Source organism: Sporosarcina sp. GW1-11 (assembly GCF_033088395.1).
GTDB lineage: Bacteria > Bacillota > Bacilli > Bacillales_A > Planococcaceae > Sporosarcina.
In genome coordinates this window covers 22,773-41,624 of record NZ_JAPMIW010000006.1, presented here as the reverse complement: position 1 = coordinate 41,624, position 18,852 = coordinate 22,773, and the positions used below count along the sequence as shown (strand labels likewise).

The following is an 18,852-nucleotide window of genomic DNA, read 5'->3' as shown; positions in this document are numbered from 1 at the left end:
CACAATTAGCCCCCTTGACTGGTATTTCGGAGCTCAATGCCTTCAACCAATTGGCTTTCGGCCCGCCCTCTAACTGTCTACGCTTAAAGATATCGGTTACCTGATACCCTCCAAGACTCGCTACGAGTGAATGGCTAGTTCTTACTCGACGGGAATCCCACCCGCTATATGTTGCAACCTAGGCTCGGTCGCTCGACCTGGTACCTATTATAAGTCCATACCTTTTACAATATCCTCTAATCACATCACGAGATTGGCCCATCGCTTCCGCTTTTTATAGCCAACGCCTTGATACCTCAAAATCTTAATCTGTTTTCTTTGTTCATCATTCATATTCGCAACACTCCTTGGCAAATGGTAGCCTAGTAATCACTCGGAATAGGCTATTTGTCAAGGAATTATTTGAGGACTAAAAAATTTGATAGAAGTCATTTACGTTTTCCAATAGTTGTTATATGATAGAGCCATGCCATAAGGTGGCAAACGGAAGCCATATGATTCGGATTCAGGATAAAATTCGAAATTGGAGAACGAGGCTCACTCAGGCCAAGTTCTAAGTGAGAACTTATTTTTAATTATGGTTTACGTGGGAAGTCTTATCTTTTTAGATAAGGCTTTTTGTATAGGGGGGGATTTTTTTGTTACTCGAAGAGATAGAATTACATATTGAACAGATAGCGGAAAGAAAGGCAAAAGAATTTCAAAAATACCATAACAACATTGATTTAATCAATCAAAGAGAGCATCGAAGAATTAAAAACCCAATTTCAAAAGAAATAAAAATACCCGAAGAATGGGGTGTTGATAAGAAATATAATCCATTCTATGTATTGAAACATAAAAAACAAATTGCAAAATCAGTATTCCAAAAATTAATTAATGGAACTTATCAACCTTTTCCACCATATGAGAAGCAAATTCCTAAGAAAAATAGTACTAAAACTAGACCTGTTCATGTTTATCAGATCCCTGACGAAGCTGTTTCCAATTACTTATACAATAGGTTATTAAGCAAAAATAAACATAGATTTAGTTCCTTTGCTTATGCTTATAGGAGCGATAGAAATGTACATTATGCTATTCAAGATATTGCATTAGATATAAAAGGAAATCCACGGATGTTCGTTGCTGAGTTTGATTTTAGGGATTTCTTTGGTTCAATCAACCATGATTATTTGTTAACACAATTTAAAAAGAACGGATTTTTAATCAGTGATTTTGAGACAGATGTAATTAAAAAGTTTCTTATTCAATTTCCAAAAGGCATAGCGCAGGGGACGTCAATCTCACTATTCTTAGCAAATTTGGCATGCTGGTCATTAGATAGACAACTAGAGCTAGAAGGGCTTAGATTTGCAAGATATGCCGATGACACTGTTATATGGTCAGAGAGTTATCAAAAAATTTGCAAGTCATTTGATATAATACAAGATTTCTCCAAAGAAACCGGAGTAGAAATTAATTTTGATAAATCCCATGGTATTAGTCTTTTGTCCAAGAAAGGTATGCCATCTGAATTCCAATCTGATAAAAATTCTATTGAATTTCTTGGATACAGTCTTTCCGGTGATAATATTAGTATCAAGCCCGATTCTGTAAAAAAAATAAAGAAACACATAAGTTACTTGCTATTTAAAAATCTTATCCAACCATTAAATACAAAACCCCTTCAAACGGTAAAAATCCCTAGTAATAACAACGATAGTGATTTTGTTACGGCGATTATGCAAATAAGAAGATATATGTACGGCAATTTGAATGAAAATATGTTAAAAAACTATTTGAACGGCTCATATAAACGTCTTAACTTTAAAGGCGTAATGTGTTTTTATCCTCTTTTAGATGATGAAAAGCAAATGATAGAACTTGACAGGTGGTTACTATCGACAATTCTTAATGCGTTAAAGAGGAGAAATAAATTATTGATCAGTCACGGTCATAATCGCTCAAATCAATTTCCGTTCAATTTAGACAATAGTAACTTGTTGTTAGAATGCAAACGAAAAAGAATACATGGTAAAAAGGGGCTAATCGAAATACCAAGTTTCACAAGAATATACCAAGCTATAAAAGAATCAGTTAAGGTAAAAGGGATAGAAGCTACTATGCATCCAAAATCCAATGAATATAGTTACTAACCTCATATATGCTTAAACAAATCACACCTTTTTGGATTAGTTTTAATAACAGCGAATTCCTTCAAGAATCGGGCGCGATAATGGTATTAGAATAGGGCTTGTATTATTAGCGTGAGCGCTTCTTTATAATTAACTATAAAATATGAAGTGAAGGAGAATACAATGAAAGAAAAAAATCCAGCAAACGATACAACTGTTAAAGCAAGTGCTGAAGCTGCAAAAAACCTTGCTGATTTGGCAAAAGAAGCACTAAAGTTTGGAAAAAGTAACGAGGATATAACTAAAGCTGATCAACAATCAACCACAGAATACAATGCTGCGCTCTCGGAAATATTAAAATCAATTAATGAAGAAATCGGTAAAACTAACATTCCAGAAGAAAAATCAAATCTTTACAAGCAAAGAGAAGATATTATGAATAGGATGAGAGAAGAAAAAGAAAAACAGCGGCAGAATAATAACGAAAGAGAAGAAAAAGATAGAAATCAAGCAACAGGTTTTTTTACTATCGTAACATTAGTTGCATTAGGAGCTGGAGCATTTACAACTAAAATATTATTAGATAACAAAAAAGCATAGATAGACCTTGATTTGATTGATTAGTACTTTGCCTGTCCATTTAGATATTTAAACTTTGAAATACGGTACCAGGTCCCAACATAATTCGTAAACTATTCTGAATTGAACTGAAGTTGTGCGTGTACCTGGCACCAACTACAATATGCATTAGATAGTCCCTGATTTTCGTGCTGATTGTATTGCTAATCGCCTTACTGTTAGCAGTAAAGAAACGAAACGCTGTATCGAGACTTTCTCTGGCTCCACGATGTGAGCCTACGCCCGATTAGTTGTGTGTGTACTTGGTATTCCTACATGAAAAAAGCACCTCATAAGAGATGCTAAAACATAGCTAACGATATTAATTTTGATTATTTGCAAAGGATGGATTAAGCGTGTAGCCCATTAGTGTTTTTTCGACGATATGAAACTCGAACAACTTATCAATACCACTATTAATATCATCTTCGGAAAACCTGTTTGCTTTATCTTCTGACCAACGTTTAAATTCATCCACAATTTCATCTCGTGTGAGTTCTTCTTTTTCTTTCAATATATACGTAATGGTGGACAAACATTCTAGTTCATCATTTGATTTAAAAGTATTCACGAATTTTGCTGCTTTTTCAATAAAAGGCTGTAAAGTCTTAAGCTTTGATTCAACGTGATCACTGACGATTTTATTATACAAAATACCATATGCCTCATCTGTATTCTTAACGCCATGATACTTTTGAAACTCCTTGATGTTTCGACTGACAATGGAAATGGAATTGTCATATGGTCCAAATTTATATCTTGCAAAATTGAAGTATTGTTGACCAGAAAAAACATCCATATAGAAAGCTGTCTTTTGAAGTCGTAACGTATCAAATTTCTTGAGGTGATGTTTAATATCCATTAAAACAAGCCCAGATAAACTTAAATTGGGTTCAGCTTTTGGTTGGGATACATAATTTTGGGACGGTTCGTATATAAGGATTTGTACATTTTCATCAACAGCTGATAGTTTTTTCTCAATTAACGATTTCACGTCATTCCAAATTAAACCACCATTTCCACTGCCCAAAGGTGGAATAGCAATCGACTGAATATCCAATTGCTCTATTAGCTTCACAAGTTCATCCAGACCCTTTTCTACATATTCAATCTTAGACTTCGCTCTCCACTTATTTTTTGTCGGAAAGTTAATGATGAGTTTACCATCTTCATTAAAATAATGTAGCTTCCCTATTTGCAGTTCTCCTGTTTTACAGGCTTTAACATAATCTTTATTATTATTGGGAAACTGCATTTTGAACTGATAAGCAATCCCTTTTCCCATATACCCTTCACAATTCACAGTATTCACCAAAGCATCTGCTGAAGATTTTAATAAATCACCTGTAGTATAGATAATCACGTTTTCACCCCGCTTCCTATTACATTTTTTATTATAACCACAGACCGATATCAACAAATGGTGGAGTATTGGTAATTCCTTCAGATTTCAATTTTCCCCTAACAACCTCTCTTGTCGCTTCGTTTTTCACATAAATGCAATGGAAAAATTTGGCGGGAACGATTAGCGGTATTAAACACTCGGCCATTTTTACACTCTTTGTATATCGATCCTCCGTACCGGGTGTGTGCATTGTGTCCCAATCAATCGCTTCGAAACCTTCATCATAGTCATATAGCCGAAAGTTTTCCTCATTGTTAAGTGGATGCCTCGGCAGTATTTTAAAATTATTGTTTTTGGCCAAATCTCTCTTAATACAAATATATATAAATTCCTCATCTGGATATGTGCTTTTTACTGCAACATCAAATGATGAATATGGATGAAAATGAAATGGCGTGTATTTATCAAGGCCAAGTATCGTACGCTTAGAAATAATCTTTTGATCGGCAATATCAAAAAAACGGACATCATTAGCCTTTACCAATTTTCTTGAAACTAAACCATGTTCAATAATGGAGTCTAGATTCGATAATCTAGTTAAATGGTACAATAACTTACCTTGCTTTATTTTTTCGTTAGCCACGTTTCCAATCCCACCTTAATATAATAACGCTACTATATCAAGCAGTGTTTTTACTGCTATTATATCATACTGCTGTATCAATACAGTGGGATTTACAACATAATTCTACAGTATCAATATCCCCCGTCTATCATAAACACTCTCCCTATTTTAGAAGTACGGTACCAGGTCCCAACACAATTTAGAAACTATTCTGAATTGCACTAGAGTTGTGTGCGGACCTGGTACCCATTATAAAGATAAAGGATCGGAACAGAAGCCCCGACCCTTTTTCATTACTTTCTATTTAGTTTGTCTCCAAACTTAATTGCTCTGGCTCCGTTAGTTCCATCCAATCATAACTATCCCCTTTTACAACCCTGTAATTCACTCCGATTTTCTCAAAGTATTTCTTTGCACAAAGGATTTTCCGTTTCTCCTGCGGGAATCGTAACTCGTCAAGTTTAAGTCCACCTTTAGTTTCCCTTATCAATTCTAACTTCAACTTATCATCAGCTTCATCTTTCCTGACGATTTCCCAGTCTGGATTATAGTTCCCAATAATTTTCGGCAGTAATATTTTAAACTTCGGCGGAAATTAAAAATAAAGAATCGTATTATCCTTCTCAACATCAGGTCGAACAAGGTTCTGGATAAAATCACGCTCTACGTCTGAATCTACCTGCACTTTGTCGTATAAGCCTGCTACACCCGCCTCTATTAGCTCACGCTGTGGTTGTTTCACCATTTCAGGAAACAATTCTTCCGAATCATAGATTTCAGCATTTTCGTCGATTTCAAATTCAATATTATCAACAATATGGTCACTTAAAGTAATTTTAATTTGAGATAAGAATTCGGATATCCATCCTTCGGGATTAAAGAAAATATTTTCCTTCTGTTCTGCCCTCATCCCCTTAAAAATTTCAACAATCGTCTTCTTCGTCAATTTCGTTTCATTGGCAGTACGAGTGATAAAATCGGGAATCGGATAGGTGGTCTTGTCCGCTTGTTCAATTTGCTTCTTAGGCTTTTCTGCTCTTTCTGCATGGAATTTGTATGGTTCAAACTTTTTCACTGACACTTCATTTGTAAATTTGACATATGGTTCACCATGTTCCATCCCTAAATGAAGCACTTTGAATCCTCTTAGGCGATCATCCTTAATAAATACGGTACCAGGTCCCAACACAATTCAGAAACTATTCTGAATTGAACTGAAGTTGTGTGTGTACCTGGTACCTATTATAATTTTTGCGATTTCTTCATCAGACTTCCGCTCGTCAAATTCATGAATTGGATAAAAGTCTATTGATTTGAAATACCCAGTTTTTTGTGCCAATGCCAAACCATAATTAAAAATTATTTACCATGAACCTTTTTGCCATCATTTCTAAATGGAGTTGCAGTAAATTGTAGAATCTTCTCTCCTGAAAATCTTTCCTTTACTGCACCCCACTCTGGGGCCGCAAGATGATGTGCTTCGTCAAAAATTACAACCTCCACCTCTTCAACTAGTTTATCCAAAACGGATGAAGACATTTTTTAATCATACCGCGGGTTGAAACAATTATATTTACTTCTTCAAGTGCAGAAATCATGGTTCTTTCATCCTCGGCCTCTACTTTTGATTTATAAAGAAAAGTAGTTGGATAAATAACTTTGTAGGAAATCATTTTCAATTTTGGAAGTGTACCGAAATGACTCGTTCCTTCAAAAATTTGTTCCCTTAAAAGATTAGACGGTACAATAATTAGAGTTGAAGATAATCTTTCAGAAATAATCGTAGCATACATCTTTTCCGACTTTCCTCTTCCAGTAGGTAAAACAATTTTAGCTGGGGAATTTGTTGTCGCCCAATGGGCACGAATTGCAGATATTGCCACAAATTGTGGCAACCGCAAACCGTTTTCTCTTTTTATTTCGGGATACTCTTTCCTGATACGAAACCTTCCAGCTATTAACAATCTCTTCTCGACTAAAAACTTTACCATCGGCATCCATATAGCGACTTAACTTATTCATACGACAATTGTTGAGATTATATTTTTAAACATTACCAAACAATCCCTTCTTTTGGTTAAATTTATAGACTATTTAGCGTAAATATATCATAATTGTAGTGAAATATTCCTATTACCAAAAGGATGTGTTGATATGGAAAATCGTGAATTAGCTAGATTGCTTGATTTGGAAGAATGGAGCCCTAATGACGAAAAAATTGCACTGAATTTAAAGGAAGAAGAACGTATTTATTTGGCCAAACACATCAAAAAATATGATGGTATTATTATAGATTTATCGTATGACCGCAGTACGACTGTTAGGGAAGCTGTTGCTTCTAATATAAACACACCAATTAATATTCTTAGAAGGCTTAGTACTAGTGATAAGTGTAAAACTGTTAAAGATATATCCAATTCAACTTTAAAGGAGTTGGGCAAATGACCAGCCGATTTGATAAAAAGTTGTCAGAAGAAGAATTTACATATATAAAAAAGAACCTCAGTAAAGAAGATTTAAAAGAGTTTTTTGATATAGCCTCTGTTGCAGGAGCACACGAAACTATAACCCGGGGTATTCCGGGTGTATACGAGGGTACTCAGCAGTTTATTAGAGACATAGAAACAGCCCAACTGCTACAACAAAAATTCCCAAATATGCCGTATGATACTGCAGAGGGATTTAAAAATTGGCTTACCGACCGTTTGTCTGGATCAACGCAAGCAGGGGCTAATGCCTTAAATCGATTGCAAGGCGATGGTGCCGGGGAAGTTGATTTTGTAAGGGAAATGCAAGGTAGTCTCAGAAGTCTTTTTATAAAAACCGACTTCGCCAGGGACGCTGGTGGGAATATTACGAGTAATTATCCCGGAATAGATGCAATTGAAATTAATAGATTTACCGGCAATGTACTAAACGAGTTTCAAATTAAGACTTTACGCACCAAGGATAGTATAAATCAAGTTTTAAAGGATTTTACCAACAATCAACATTATGATGAAAATATTACTTTAGTCGGTCCAAAGGAACTAATCGAGGAAGCAAAAAGACAAGGTTTACCTAACCCGGTCAAAATGATGGGAAGCGTTGAAGATAATGCAAAGTCAGCTAGAGAATTAAAAGATAGAGTCCAAAGTGGACAAATGGCTACGGAACTAACAACAAAGGAAGTCATGGGAAAAGTAGCTGGTGGGGCTGTTATCGGTGCAGCTATATCAATTGGTATCAGTTCATTATTTAACTTTATTGCATACACAAAGGGCGAGATTAGTAAAAAAGAGATGCTTACTAGGGTGGGTAAAGACGGAGCAAAAGGGGCAATCACAGGTGGCGCCCTTGCTGGTCTATCATTATTTGTTCCTGGCGGTATTATTGGTATCGGGGTTGGATTTGTGGTTGGCTCCGTTTTAAGAAGAGCATTAGATGATGCCTTTGGAGATGGAATTTTTGCTGAAGTATTGGATTTAACAAAATCAGTTCAAGCAAATGTAAAACTACTTCATGATGGTTCTGTTTACATGGCAGAATTGGTTGTAGCAGACGGTGAACAAATAGCTAGAGCTGTTGACACCGTTGAAGAACTGGCTGCTGAAAGGCTGGATACTTTAAATAGGTTGCAAAACCTTGAAATACAGCATCAAAGTGGACAAGTCTTAATAGAAAGAAACCAATCAGTGGTTTCTAAACTCGATAAACTAGATGTGATGAGAGCGAGATTGGAGTGAACGAAATGGGGAATGTAGTCGCAATTAAATCAAAATTGGAAGCAGCAAAAGTATTAAATCAATATCAAGATGTAGTAGAACAGAACAATGTCCGGCAAACAGTACAGAATGCTCTAATGAAACTAAACGATGTGGAAGGAAGAATTGACGCAATAGAGAATAAAGGTTTCTTTAAAAGAATGGTTGGAGCGATAACTGGTAGTAATCAAAAAGAAATGGTTGCCGCTATGCGTGATATTTCAGATGCTCAAAATATGACCATTCAATTGGTTCTTTCGTTAGCTATCATGCATTCTCAAAATCAAAGGGCTTTGGAAGATATACTTGATGAGTTAGAACAATCAAAAGGTACATATACTAGGATAACCGATCATATTGAATTTCTTTATAGCCAAGTTGAAAATGTTAATTTATTGCAGCGAAATACCTCAACAGCTCTATCAAGTACTAAAAAAATCATTAAGAATGCGATTATAAGTATCGGAATTATAATAGGTATACTATTCGTTATTGGTTTATTTCTATAAAAGACCAAAGGCTTTGAGACTGATCTTAAGCCTTTTTATAATGCTTTCCAATGAAATCTTTTAATTATTACTATTTTATACAAGTTTTAAAATTCGTTCTATTATATCCCCTTGGGACAGTACCACCCCATTGTAATGGATCACGATCAGTTAAATCGTGCAAGTAAAGAGCGGGCTTATAGGAGTAAATTAATCGGCTACTTTCGGCTTGCAAACTGACAACTCAGCCTCAAATGCATGCTTTGATAAGTAAACGCCATGTGTCACACGCTCCAGAATATCCTCCCTAACGAAGGTACCTAAATAAGTGCGTGGAATCCCTGCTTTTGTCACATCTGTAGTTAAGATAAGTCCTTCATGTTCTTCAATCAACGATTCGAGCATTTCACGGTAATTCACACCCGCCTTTACCTTCATGCTACCATTATACTTAAAGTAAGCATGAAAATAAATAAGTCGAGAAGACAAAGTGAAAAGTTTCTGTGCAGAAAGAAGCCCGAGAATCCCTTATAGATTCTCGGGCTTCAGTTGCTCTTTATTTACCGAACTCCAACCAAGCCACACACTCCACATGACTACTATGCGGGAACATATCCACCGGTTGCACTTCCCTCGTCCGGTAACCGCCATCTTCCAAAATACGTAAATCACGTGCTAGCGTCCCTGGATTACAGGATACATAAACGACTTTCGCCGGCTTATACTTTAAAATCGTATCCAACAACTTCTCATCGCACCCTTTACGTGGTGGATCGACAACTAATACGTCAAAGCGTTTACCTTCTGCATACCACTTTGGAATAATATCTTCTGCAGGACCTGCTTCAAAATGCGTATTCGTTATACCGTTGATCTGTGCATTACGTTTCGCATCTTCAATCGCTTGCGGCACGATTTCTACACCATACACTTCCTTCGCTTGCTTCGCTAAAAATAATGAAATCGTTCCAATGCCGCAATAGGCATCAATGACTGTTTCATTACCAGTAAGTCCCGCATAGTCTAAGGCTTGCTGATACAGTACTTCTGTCTGTACGGGATTCACTTGATAGAAAGAACGCGCGGAAATTTCAAATTCGGTATTACCAATTCGATCCACAATTACATCTGAACCGTAAAGATTAATTGTTTCATTTCCCATAATGACGTTGGTGTTTGCTATATTAACATTTTGCATAATTGACGTAACATTCGGTACTTCTTGCAAAATCAAATCCACAACCGCTTGCTTCTGTGGGAACTTTTTCTGACGCGTCACTAACACGACCATTACTTGATCCGTCTGGCGCGCCTTTCTGACGATCAAATGACGAAGCATTCCTTTATGCGTCTTTTCATTATATGTTTCAATTCCTAACTGCTGAAGTTTATGCTTGAGCATCGTCATCAACTCATCTGCTTCTTTCGTTTGAATCAAGCACACATCTGTATCGACGATTTGATGTGTGCGTGTTTTATAAAAGCCTGTGATGACCTGATCATTTACTGTATCAAACGGAATTTGCGATTTATTGCGGTAACGCCATGGATCCTCCATTCCTTTTACTTCATGCACAGGAACGTCTGGTAACTTCGCTATACGATCCATCACATCGCGTACTGATTTACGCTTTTGCGTAAGCTGGGCATCGTATGATAAGTGTTGCATCTGGCATCCGCCACATGTCGGGAATACATGGCATGGTGGTGTAACGCGTGCTGCAGAAGGTTCTACGATGTCTATTAATTTAGCAAAGCCGTAGTTCTTTAATGTCTTGAGCACATGTACAGTGACTGTCTCGCCAGGTAATGTCCCAGGAATGAATAGTGGGTAGCCGTCAACTTTCGCGACCCCCGCACCGTCATGTGTTAAATCTTCTATACGGACTTGTAATTGTTCGTTTTTATTTACAGCAAAGCTCATATATATATTCCTCCATCTTTCAGATACTCCTAGTGTACCATGCAACGCAAAGAAAAAAACAGACGCATCAAACGTCTGTTTTTTCACTTTCCTTCACTTCATTTTTCGTCACCGCATCATCTTTTAATACAACAAAAAATGAAAGAACAATCCCCGCGATAATCACGAGAAAAGGTGCATAAAAAATCAAAAATTCATTCATATCAAATCCTCCTCACGCATGGTGATCCTCTTTCCCTTTGACGTAGTCTTTATTGAACAAGAACATTCGTAGTAGCAAGTATATAGAGGGGATGAGCAACAGCAAACCAAATACAAAGGCCACAACTAATGCAATCGCCATCGCTGGATTCGTAAAGCTGTCATAAATCGTTAAGTACGGATACAACAAATAAGGATAATGCGATGCACCGTAGCCGAAGAAAGCAAAAACGAATTGGCCAGCTAGTAATCCGAAAGCCAGTCCATATTGACGACGTTTCCAGAGTAGAAATACCGTACCTATGAACAGTAAGAACGACAGTAAGAATAGTGGCCAGAAACGTTGGATGTTTTCATAGTGAAGAGGATTATGCCTGCGCAATTCAACTATGATGCCCCCTGCTGTGATGATAGTTGGTAATGCCCAAATGAGCGCATATTTTCTCAACAATTGGGTCGCTTCTAAATCTCCCGCTTTATTGGCATACCATGTTAAAAATACAGATGAAATATAAAGCGTAGCCGCTATACTTAGCACAACGATTGACCAAGTAAGAGGACTGGTGAATAGCTTCCAATAATCGAGAATAGGTTGACCATCCACTAACTCCACAAATCCACCTTCAGAAATTGTTAGTACAATCGATAGAGAGGCAGGTAATAATAAACCTGCTACACCATAAACTAATGAATATCCTTTATGTCCACGCGCACCATATGTTTCAAATGCATAGTATGAACCTCGGACTGCTAGCAATATAATTCCGAAACTCACGGGTACAAGCAATATTGTTCCATAATAGAATGCGGTTTTCGGGAAGAAACCAATCATCCCAACGAAGAAAAATACGAGAAATACATTGGTCACTTCCCACACAGGGGATAAGTAGCGCTGGATGACATTCGTTAAAATCCGTTTTTTCCCTGTCAACAAACTGTAGGCATTGAAAAAGCCAGCGCCAAAGTCAATTGCCCCAATCATAATATAGCCGAATAAAAATACCCACAAAACGGTAATACCAAGAATTTCAATGTTCATCGAATATCACCGCCCTTTTCTTGCGCGCGGTCAGCAATCTCTCGTTCTACCGGATTTTGAATAAACATTCGACGTAACACTACAACACTTCCTACACCTAGAACTAAGTAGAGTAACGCAAAGAGTACTAACATCGTATCTACATGCCCACTCGTTGTCGCACCTTCAGACGTACGCATAATATTACGTAAAATCCACGGTTGTCTACCTACTTCTGCTAGCCACCAACCTGCTTCTAGCGAGACAAACACGAGCGGTCCTGAAATAACAATGAGCCAGCGGAACCATCGCGACTCAACAAACTTCCACTTTCGCCACATACCAAACCAAAAGATTGCTGACAATCCGAGTAACATCATACCAATTGTCACCATAATATCGAATAAATAGTGAATATAAAGTGGCGGCGTATCTTCTTCAGGGAATTGATCCAAACCAATGACTTCAGCTGTTGGCGAGCCATGAGCCAAAATGGATAATGCGTACGGGATTTTTATGGCATATTTTACTTCCCCATCTTCAAGTATTCCATACAATATCAATGGTGCGTTTTCCTCCGTCTCAAAATGCCATTCGGCTGCTGCTAGTTTTTCGGGTTGATATTCCGCTAAATATTTACCTGACAAATCACCGATCAATACTGCACTCACACTGAAGATGAAACCGACTTTTAGCGTGAGGAACAATGCCTTTTTATGATAAATATGATTTGATCCACGCAATAAGCGAAACGCAGCAATCGCAGCCAATAAGAAGGCGGTTGTCATATAAGCAGTTCCCAAGACATGGGCTACTTTTGTCGGCATTGCTGGATTAAACATAGCCATCAACGGATTAACGTTTATTAGTTCATTATTCACCAAATTGAAGCCTTGGGGTGCATTCATGAATGCATTAACAATCGTAATGAAGACTGCTGAAAATGAAGCTCCAATCGCAACTGGAATAAGTAGGAGGAAATGCTTTTTCTGATTTTCAAAGCGGTCCCATGTGTATAAATAAATACCTAGAAAGATAGCTTCAAAAAAGAACGCGAATGTTTCCATGAACAGCGGTAATGCAATAACATTTCCTGCGAGTTCCATAAAATTCGGCCACAACAATGACAATTGCAGTCCGATTGCTGTACCTGTCACTACACCGACTGCTACTGTAATAACGAACCCTCTTGCCCAACGCCGAGCTAGTAAAATATAGTGTTCATCATTTTTCTTAATACCGACCCACTGTGCCAGCATAATCAGAAGTGGTACTCCAACACCAATCGTCGCGTAAATAATATGAAATGATAACGTCAGCTCGGTTAATACTCTTGAATAAAAAACTGAATCCAACTAAACCACCTCCTAATTTCACGAAAAAATTCTTCCTATTATCGACACTAACATGATTCCCGCTACACCAAATGCTAACCACATTAGTCTTCTTTCCTGCTTCTTATACATAGTGCATCCCTTCCTTAGACAGTCCTTCTTTACCATTTCCCTTTAAAGATCTTAATATAACCTATTTGTTGAAATTTAGACGAATTTTTTCATTTACAGTTCAACTAGATGTTGTATAATAAATGATTATACCTTTTCACTTGTAAGTGGATGGAATTTAAAGTATAATTGATTAAATATAGTGAGGTGAAATATATTGAAACGAGTTAAACGAAAAGTATTAGCGTATATTACAAAAGGTGAAGGTAGACACCGAAAACTGCTCGTCTATGAGCAAAAAGATCAGCCTGAAGCAGGTCTGCAAGTTCCCGGTGGTACCATTGAGAGAAATGAACTTTTATTGGATGCTTTATACCGAGAAATCGAAGAGGAATCTGGTATCCTTCGAGATGAACTTATATTAGAAGGTAAAGTCAAGTCATCAAAATTCTTCCCTGAAGATAAAAACGTCGTTTACCAACGAACGATTTTCCATTTTTCCTATGTAGGAGAAGAGAAAAGCGAATGGGAGTATATCGTTGAAGGCGAAGGGAAAGACGCAGGTCAATTATTCAGCTACCGTTGGATGCCATTGCATGCAGTTCCAAAATTAGCTGCTAAACAAGGAGAGGCAATTGAATACATCTGATATCGACCTGTTGCTATGCGCGTCGCATAGTCCACTACAATTTCATTACACGCAATAAAGACTATTCCATCGAACGTTAGACATCGATTGGAATAGTCTTTTGTTTTGTCTTTTATTGAAGTTCTTGCACTTGGTCTTGTGAACGTATTTTCTGTAATGGAACAAACATCTCGATATGACGGTATAAGTTTTGGAAAGTTGCAGGCAATACACCGCCATACTCCCCATCCAAATTTAGCAATACTTCATCTTTTGACGTAACAACAATTTTTTGCGCTTTAGCAGAAACGATAAGTGGATCATCTAAATGTTCTCCTCTTGAAGCTAGTGTCACCACGCGAATGAATTCAGCAATATTACATTTCTTTAAAATAAGCAACGTGAAATATCCATCATTGATGCTGGAATCAGGTGCTAGCTTTTCAAATCCGCCAACCGAATTGGTCAGTCCAATAAGAAACATCATCGCTTCCTCATCGAACACTTTTCCATCATACTCAATTCGTAAATGACTGGAATGAATGGATGGCAGCATTTCAATACCTTTTAAATAATACGCGAGCTGACCAATGACTGTTTTTAAACGACTAGGTACTTCATAAGTCAATTCCGTCATCCGGCCGCCACCTGCAATATTAATAAAGTATCGATCATTCATCATCCCGACATCAACTGGAGTCGTTTCTCCTTTACAAATGATATCAACTGCTTCGTGAATATCCCTTGAAATACGTAGCGCTCTGGCGAAATCATTCGTCGTCCCTATAGGAATTAGACCGACTTTAGGACGTTTTTCAAAATGCCCTACACCTTCCACAACTTCGTTAAGCGTACCGTCTCCGCCGGCCGCAATCACTACGTCAAAACCTCTTTCAACTGCTGCTTTCGCGGCGGCTGTTGCATCTCCTTCACAAGTCGTTGCGTGAGCAGATGTTTCATAACCAGCGTTCTCTAGTTTTTCGAGAACTTCTGCTAAATGCTTACGAAAAATTTCTCTACCAGCCGTTGGATTATAAATGATACGTGCACGTTTCATACACTTTTCCCTCGTTCCTTTCGCGTCTGAATCAACTATTCAAACCGTAACCTGTATAGTATGGGAACTTCAAAAAATCAATTCGTTTTCTGTAAAACAGGTAACCATGTAGATCGGATATCCTCATACACTGCTAACCAGTTCGCTGGCTTCGCTGTATATTCTGTCATAAGCTTCGAATAAAATGCTTTTTGCTTCTCTTCAAAATCTGGAGCATCTTTAGCAGGTAACTCTGCACGTCCTGCCATTACGTACTCTTGCAAAATCGGTGCACGCGGTCCCCATTTCGCTACTACTTCCCCAGTTTGATCAAGCAATAAATACATCGGAATTGAGCGTCCGCCAATCGATCAAGTCCGTATCCTCATCCCGTGGAACTGTACGAACTTCAATCTCTGCTGCCTCAGCTATTCGTCGCAAAATTGGGTTGTTGAGCATCGCGTCACCGCACCAATCTTCCGTGATAGCTAATACATGGGGTTGCTTTTCTTTCAGTATTTCAATAAATTCATCATCCTGCGGCACTTCAAAGCCATTATATACCAAAAAGCTATTGTCTTTTTGTACTTGCATATTATCCATATATGACTGAAGCGGAACGCCTTCTTCGAAATATTGCTGTTCTGTTTTCATAACAATCCCCTCCCATTATGGAATTCAATCGAAAAAACGCCCAGGATTGGACTGTCCTGTCTCCCCTGAAACGTTTCTCGATTGAACTATTTATTATCGCTTTTTAATTTCTTCCATTAGTAATTTATTAACTAATGGTGGATTCGCTTGTCCTTTTGTTGCTTTCATAACTTGTCCAACTAAGAAACCAACCGCGCGATCTTTACCGTTTTTAAAGTCTTCGATGGACTGTTCATTGCCATCCAAGATTTCTGTAATGATTGTACGTAATGTACCTTCATCAGAAATTTGAACAAGTCCTTTTTCTTTAACGATATCTGCCGGATTGCCACCCTTTTTCACAAGATCCACGAATACTTTCTTCGCAATCTTAGAAGAAATCGTACCATCTGTAATCAACTTCACCAACTGAGCTAAGCTTTCAGGTGTTAGTGGAGTATCATGTAATTCTTTTGACTCTGCATTCAGATAAGCAGATACGTCACCCATCAACCAGTTCGAAGCCAATTTCGGTTCAGCTCCAGCTTTGACAGTCGCATCAAAGAAATCAGACATTTCCTTCGTCAATGTTAATACATGTGCATCATACTCTGGAAGATCCATTTCAGATACATAACGCGCTTTACGCGCATCCGGTAATTCTGGAATTTCCGCACGCACACGGTCAATCCATTCTTGGTCGATATGGACTTCAGGCAAATCTGGATCATTGATGAAACGGTAATCATTTGCACTGCCTTTAATACGCATCAACACTGTTTCGCCTGTTGCTTCGTCATAACGACGTGTTTCTTGTTGAATGGTACCGCCAGAAAGCAATATTTTTTCTTGGCGTGCAACTTCATTCTCTATACCACGGCGGATAAAGTTGAATGAGTTAAGGTTTTTCAATTCTGTTTTCGTACCGAACTTCTCTTGGCCGAATGGACGCAATGAAATGTTTGCATCACAACGAAGTGAACCTTCCTCCATACGAACATCAGATACTCCTGTATATTGGATAATTGCTTTCAATTTTTCTAAGAATGCATATGCTTCTTCAGGTGAACGCACATCTGCTTCTGTAACAATCTCAATTAGTGGTGTACCTTGGCGGTTTAAGTCAACCAATGAATAACCATTATCCGAGTGCGTTAACTTACCCGCATCTTCTTCTAAATGAACGCGTTCAATGCGAATTTTCTTTTTCTTGCCGTTTACTTCAATCTCGATCCAACCGTTTGATCCTACAGGACGCTTATCCTGAGAGATTTGGTACGCTTTCGGATTATCCGGATAGAAGTAATGTTTGCGGTCAAAGTTCATGATTGGTGCAATGTCACAGTTTAGTGCCATAGACGCTTTCATTCCGAACTCTACTGCTTTTTTATTTAACGTAGGTAAGACACCTGGGTAAGCTATGTCTGTTACGTGGATATTTTTATTTGGCTCTGCACCAAAGTGAGCAGGTGCTGGAGACATGATTTTTGTATCTGTTTTAAGTTCTACGTGGATCTCGAGTCCTACAATAGTTTCGAAGTTCATGATTAGTTCCCCTCCTGAATCGATGGAGTGCGTTTGTGGAAATCAGTTGCTTGCTCATAAGCGTGTGCTACTTTATAAAGTGTTTCTTCATCGAAGTGCTTACCCATGATTTGCATTCCAACCGGTAATTCATTAACAAAGCCACATGGTACAGAAAGTGCTGGACGTCCTGTTAGGTTTGCCGGTACAGCTAATACATCATTTGCATAATGAACGAGCTGGTCACCACCTGTTTCACCTAATTTAAACGCTGTTGTTGCAGCAGTTGGCCCAATAACGACATCATACTTTTCAAAGACTTCGTTGAAATCCTGAGCGATCAATGTACGTACTTTTTGTGCACGTACGTATAGATCTTCATGATGATCGGCACTCATTGCATACGTACCAAATATAATACGCTTCTTCACTTCTTCTCCAAAGCCTTCTTGACGCGTGCGGAAATACGCTTGCTCCAAGTTTTCCGCGTTCTCTGTATGGTAACCATAACGTAAACCATCAAAGCGAGAAAGATTGGATTGTGCTTCCGATGAAGAGATTACGTAATATGTCGTAGGTGCGTATTGAATATGTGGTAATTCCACTTCTTCACATACTGCTCCAAGTGATTCTAAGACGCGTAGCGCTTCTTTTACCGCTGTAGCTACTTCCTCGTCCACTCCTTCACCTAAATATGCTGTCGGTACAGCCACTTTAAGACCTTTAATATCGCCCGTTAATGCTTGTGTATAATCAGGTACTGGCTTTGCAGATGATGAGCTATCATTGTCATCTTCGCCCGCAATTACGCTCAATAATAGTGCGTTATCTTCCACTGTACGTGATAATGTACCGATTTGGTCTAGTGATGAAGCAAATGCCGTCAAACCAAAGCGTGATACACGACCGTATGTAGGCTTCATGCCAACGATTCCACAAAAAGCAGCGGGTTGACGAACTGATCCACCCGTATCCGAACCAAGTGAAAGTGGTACTTCTCCTGCTGCGACTGCTGCTGCAGAACCGCCTGAAGAGCCTCCTGGTACGTAGTCTGTGTTCCATGGATTTAGCGTGTTACCAAAATAAGAAGTTTCCGTAGTGGAACCCATTGCAAACTCATCCATGTTCAATTTACCTACGTTTACTGCCCCAGCAGCTTCTAATTTATTCATAACTGTTGCATTATATACTGGTACAAAATTCTCTAGCATTTTACTAGCACATGTCGTTGTCATATTTAGTGTTACGATATTATCTTTAATGCCGATTGGCACACCGAATAGACGACCACGTGTATCAGCTGCAGCTTGATCCAGCTGTTCTGCACGTGCATTCGCTTCATCTGTCGCCACATGTATGAATGCATTGATTTTCTTATCTGTTTGTTCAATTACTTGTAACGTTTCTTCTGTTATTTCCTTTACCGTTGCTTCACCATTTTGTAAAAGGGCTTGAAGTTCTACGGCTGTTTTACTAGTTAACGTCATCACTATTCCTCCTACTGTCA

Annotated in this window: 19 protein-coding genes and 2 pseudogenes; 6 read left to right on the top strand and 15 right to left on the bottom strand. The window is 38.2% G+C overall.

Annotation, left to right across the window (positions count from 1 at the left end):
- Positions 1–638: 638 nt before the first annotated feature.
- Positions 639–2,138 (top strand): reverse transcriptase domain-containing protein, encoded by a 1,500-nt coding sequence (locus tag ORD22_RS05730; protein WP_317644970.1) that lies wholly within the window; start codon positions 639–641, stop codon positions 2,136–2,138.
- Positions 2,139–2,300: 162 nt separating this feature from the next.
- Entirely contained in the window at positions 2,301–2,717 is a 417-nt protein-coding gene (locus ORD22_RS05725; protein ID WP_317644969.1) for a hypothetical protein, read from the top strand.
- A 340-nt stretch (positions 2,718–3,057) separates the two neighbouring features.
- Here ORD22_RS05725 and darG read toward each other — a convergent pair whose 3' ends face one another.
- The 6 genes and pseudogenes from darG to ORD22_RS05695 all read right to left on the bottom strand — a co-directional run bounded on the left by darG (position 3,058) and on the right by ORD22_RS05695 (position 6,696).
- Complete coding sequence (gene darG, locus ORD22_RS05720; RefSeq protein ID WP_317644968.1) at positions 3,058–4,098, bottom strand: type II toxin-antitoxin system antitoxin DNA ADP-ribosyl glycohydrolase DarG; 1,041 nt, start codon at positions 4,096–4,098, stop codon at positions 3,058–3,060.
- Between the two features lie 31 nt (positions 4,099–4,129).
- Positions 4,130–4,723: a DarT ssDNA thymidine ADP-ribosyltransferase family protein gene (locus ORD22_RS05715; protein WP_317644967.1), complete on the bottom strand. Its 594-nt coding sequence runs from the start codon at positions 4,721–4,723 to the stop codon at positions 4,130–4,132.
- A gap of 286 nt (positions 4,724–5,009) precedes the next feature.
- Positions 5,010–5,285, bottom strand: a pseudogene (locus tag ORD22_RS05710) (restriction endonuclease); the annotation flags it as partial.
- Positions 5,286–5,300: 15 nt separating this feature from the next.
- Positions 5,301–5,894 carry a hypothetical protein gene (locus tag ORD22_RS05705; RefSeq protein WP_317644966.1) on the bottom strand — a complete coding sequence of 198 codons (594 nt, stop codon included), beginning with the start codon at positions 5,892–5,894 and terminating at the stop codon, positions 5,301–5,303.
- Between the two features lie 170 nt (positions 5,895–6,064).
- Entirely contained in the window at positions 6,065–6,208 is a 144-nt protein-coding gene (locus ORD22_RS05700) for a DEAD/DEAH box helicase family protein (protein ID WP_317644965.1), read from the bottom strand.
- Between the two features lie 8 nt (positions 6,209–6,216).
- Positions 6,217–6,696, bottom strand: coding sequence for a DEAD/DEAH box helicase family protein (locus ORD22_RS05695; protein WP_317644964.1), 480 nt, complete (start codon positions 6,694–6,696; stop codon positions 6,217–6,219).
- A gap of 163 nt (positions 6,697–6,859) precedes the next feature.
- Here ORD22_RS05695 and ORD22_RS05690 point away from each other — a divergent pair, with 163 nt between their 5' ends.
- Genes ORD22_RS05690 through ORD22_RS05680 form a run of 3 tightly spaced genes read left to right on the top strand, consistent with a single transcriptional unit; the run spans position 6,860 to position 8,957 of the window.
- Positions 6,860–7,150 (top strand): hypothetical protein, encoded by a 291-nt coding sequence (locus ORD22_RS05690; RefSeq protein WP_317644963.1) that lies wholly within the window; start codon positions 6,860–6,862, stop codon positions 7,148–7,150.
- A complete protein-coding gene (locus tag ORD22_RS05685; protein ID WP_317644961.1) occupies positions 7,147–8,430 on the top strand; it encodes a hypothetical protein in 1,284 nt (427 codons plus the stop codon). Before ORD22_RS05690 ends, ORD22_RS05685 begins: the two co-directional genes overlap by 4 nt.
- 5 nt (positions 8,431–8,435) lie before the next feature.
- Positions 8,436–8,957 carry a hypothetical protein gene (locus ORD22_RS05680; protein WP_317644960.1) on the top strand — a complete coding sequence of 174 codons (522 nt, stop codon included), beginning with the start codon at positions 8,436–8,438 and terminating at the stop codon, positions 8,955–8,957.
- A 189-nt stretch (positions 8,958–9,146) separates the two neighbouring features.
- Here the strand turns inward: ORD22_RS05680 and ORD22_RS05675 are convergent, their stop codons facing one another.
- The 5 genes from ORD22_RS05675 to ORD22_RS05655 form a co-directional block, all read right to left on the bottom strand.
- Positions 9,147–9,374, bottom strand: a complete 228-nt coding sequence (locus tag ORD22_RS05675) for a type IV toxin-antitoxin system AbiEi family antitoxin domain-containing protein (protein ID WP_317644959.1) — start codon at positions 9,372–9,374, stop codon at positions 9,147–9,149.
- A gap of 118 nt (positions 9,375–9,492) precedes the next feature.
- A complete protein-coding gene (rlmD, locus tag ORD22_RS05670; protein ID WP_317644958.1) occupies positions 9,493–10,860 on the bottom strand; it encodes a 23S rRNA (uracil(1939)-C(5))-methyltransferase RlmD in 1,368 nt (455 codons plus the stop codon).
- A gap of 67 nt (positions 10,861–10,927) precedes the next feature.
- Positions 10,928–11,062: a cytochrome bd oxidase small subunit CydS family protein gene (gene cydS / locus ORD22_RS05665; RefSeq protein ID WP_317644957.1), complete on the bottom strand. Its 135-nt coding sequence runs from the start codon at positions 11,060–11,062 to the stop codon at positions 10,928–10,930.
- A gap of 12 nt (positions 11,063–11,074) precedes the next feature.
- The gene (locus tag ORD22_RS05660; RefSeq protein WP_317644956.1) at positions 11,075–12,100 is read right to left on the bottom strand and encodes a cytochrome d ubiquinol oxidase subunit II; all 1,026 of its coding nucleotides are present in this window, start codon (positions 12,098–12,100) and stop codon (positions 11,075–11,077) included.
- Positions 12,097–13,434, bottom strand: coding sequence for a cytochrome ubiquinol oxidase subunit I (locus tag ORD22_RS05655; protein ID WP_317644955.1), 1,338 nt, complete (start codon positions 13,432–13,434; stop codon positions 12,097–12,099). The genes ORD22_RS05660 and ORD22_RS05655 overlap by 4 nt, the downstream gene beginning before the upstream one ends.
- Positions 13,435–13,741: 307 nt before the next feature.
- On the opposite strand from ORD22_RS05655, the gene ORD22_RS05650 reads away from it, so the two are divergent.
- Complete coding sequence (locus ORD22_RS05650) at positions 13,742–14,173, top strand: NUDIX hydrolase (protein ID WP_317644954.1); 432 nt, start codon at positions 13,742–13,744, stop codon at positions 14,171–14,173.
- Positions 14,174–14,285: 112 nt separating this feature from the next.
- Here the strand turns inward: ORD22_RS05650 and ORD22_RS05645 are convergent, their stop codons facing one another.
- The 4 genes and pseudogenes from ORD22_RS05645 to gatA all read right to left on the bottom strand — a co-directional run bounded on the left by ORD22_RS05645 (position 14,286) and on the right by gatA (position 18,832).
- Positions 14,286–15,209 carry a diacylglycerol kinase gene (locus tag ORD22_RS05645; RefSeq protein WP_317644953.1) on the bottom strand — a complete coding sequence of 308 codons (924 nt, stop codon included), beginning with the start codon at positions 15,207–15,209 and terminating at the stop codon, positions 14,286–14,288.
- 77 nt (positions 15,210–15,286) lie between these two features.
- Positions 15,287–15,842 (bottom strand): annotated as a pseudogene (locus ORD22_RS05640) (thioredoxin family protein).
- A gap of 93 nt (positions 15,843–15,935) precedes the next feature.
- Positions 15,936–17,366: an Asp-tRNA(Asn)/Glu-tRNA(Gln) amidotransferase subunit GatB gene (gene gatB, locus ORD22_RS05635; RefSeq protein ID WP_317644952.1), complete on the bottom strand. Its 1,431-nt coding sequence runs from the start codon at positions 17,364–17,366 to the stop codon at positions 15,936–15,938.
- A 2-nt stretch (positions 17,367–17,368) separates the two neighbouring features.
- Positions 17,369–18,832 carry an Asp-tRNA(Asn)/Glu-tRNA(Gln) amidotransferase subunit GatA gene (gene gatA, locus ORD22_RS05630; RefSeq protein WP_317644951.1) on the bottom strand — a complete coding sequence of 488 codons (1,464 nt, stop codon included), beginning with the start codon at positions 18,830–18,832 and terminating at the stop codon, positions 17,369–17,371.
- Positions 18,833–18,852 lie beyond the last annotated feature (20 nt).

Bases quoted from the DNA above. Each gene is read 5' to 3' on its own strand.
- ORD22_RS05680 (WP_317644960.1), top strand. From the start codon at position 8,436: ATGGGGAATGTAGTCGCAATTAAATCAAAATTGGAAGCAGCAAAAGTA.
- ORD22_RS05685 (WP_317644961.1), top strand. From the start codon at position 7,147: ATGACCAGCCGATTTGATAAAAAGTTGTCAGAAGAAGAATTTACATAT.
- ORD22_RS05695 (WP_317644964.1), bottom strand. From the start codon at position 6,696: ATGGTAAAGTTTTTAGTCGAGAAGAGATTGTTAATAGCTGGAAGGTTT.
- rlmD (WP_317644958.1), bottom strand. From the start codon at position 10,860: ATGAGCTTTGCTGTAAATAAAAACGAACAATTACAAGTCCGTATAGAA.
- ORD22_RS05660 (WP_317644956.1), bottom strand. From the start codon at position 12,100: ATGAACATTGAAATTCTTGGTATTACCGTTTTGTGGGTATTTTTATTC.
- ORD22_RS05645 (WP_317644953.1), bottom strand. From the start codon at position 15,209: ATGAAACGTGCACGTATCATTTATAATCCAACGGCTGGTAGAGAAATT.
- gatA (WP_317644951.1), bottom strand. From the start codon at position 18,832: ATGACGTTAACTAGTAAAACAGCCGTAGAACTTCAAGCCCTTTTACAA.
- gatB (WP_317644952.1), bottom strand. From the start codon at position 17,366: ATGAACTTCGAAACTATTGTAGGACTCGAGATCCACGTAGAACTTAAA.
- ORD22_RS05675 (WP_317644959.1), bottom strand. From the start codon at position 9,374: ATGAAGGTAAAGGCGGGTGTGAATTACCGTGAAATGCTCGAATCGTTG.
- ORD22_RS05690 (WP_317644963.1), top strand. From the start codon at position 6,860: ATGGAAAATCGTGAATTAGCTAGATTGCTTGATTTGGAAGAATGGAGC.
- cydS (WP_317644957.1), bottom strand. From the start codon at position 11,062: ATGAATGAATTTTTGATTTTTTATGCACCTTTTCTCGTGATTATCGCG.
- ORD22_RS05725 (WP_317644969.1), top strand. From the start codon at position 2,301: ATGAAAGAAAAAAATCCAGCAAACGATACAACTGTTAAAGCAAGTGCT.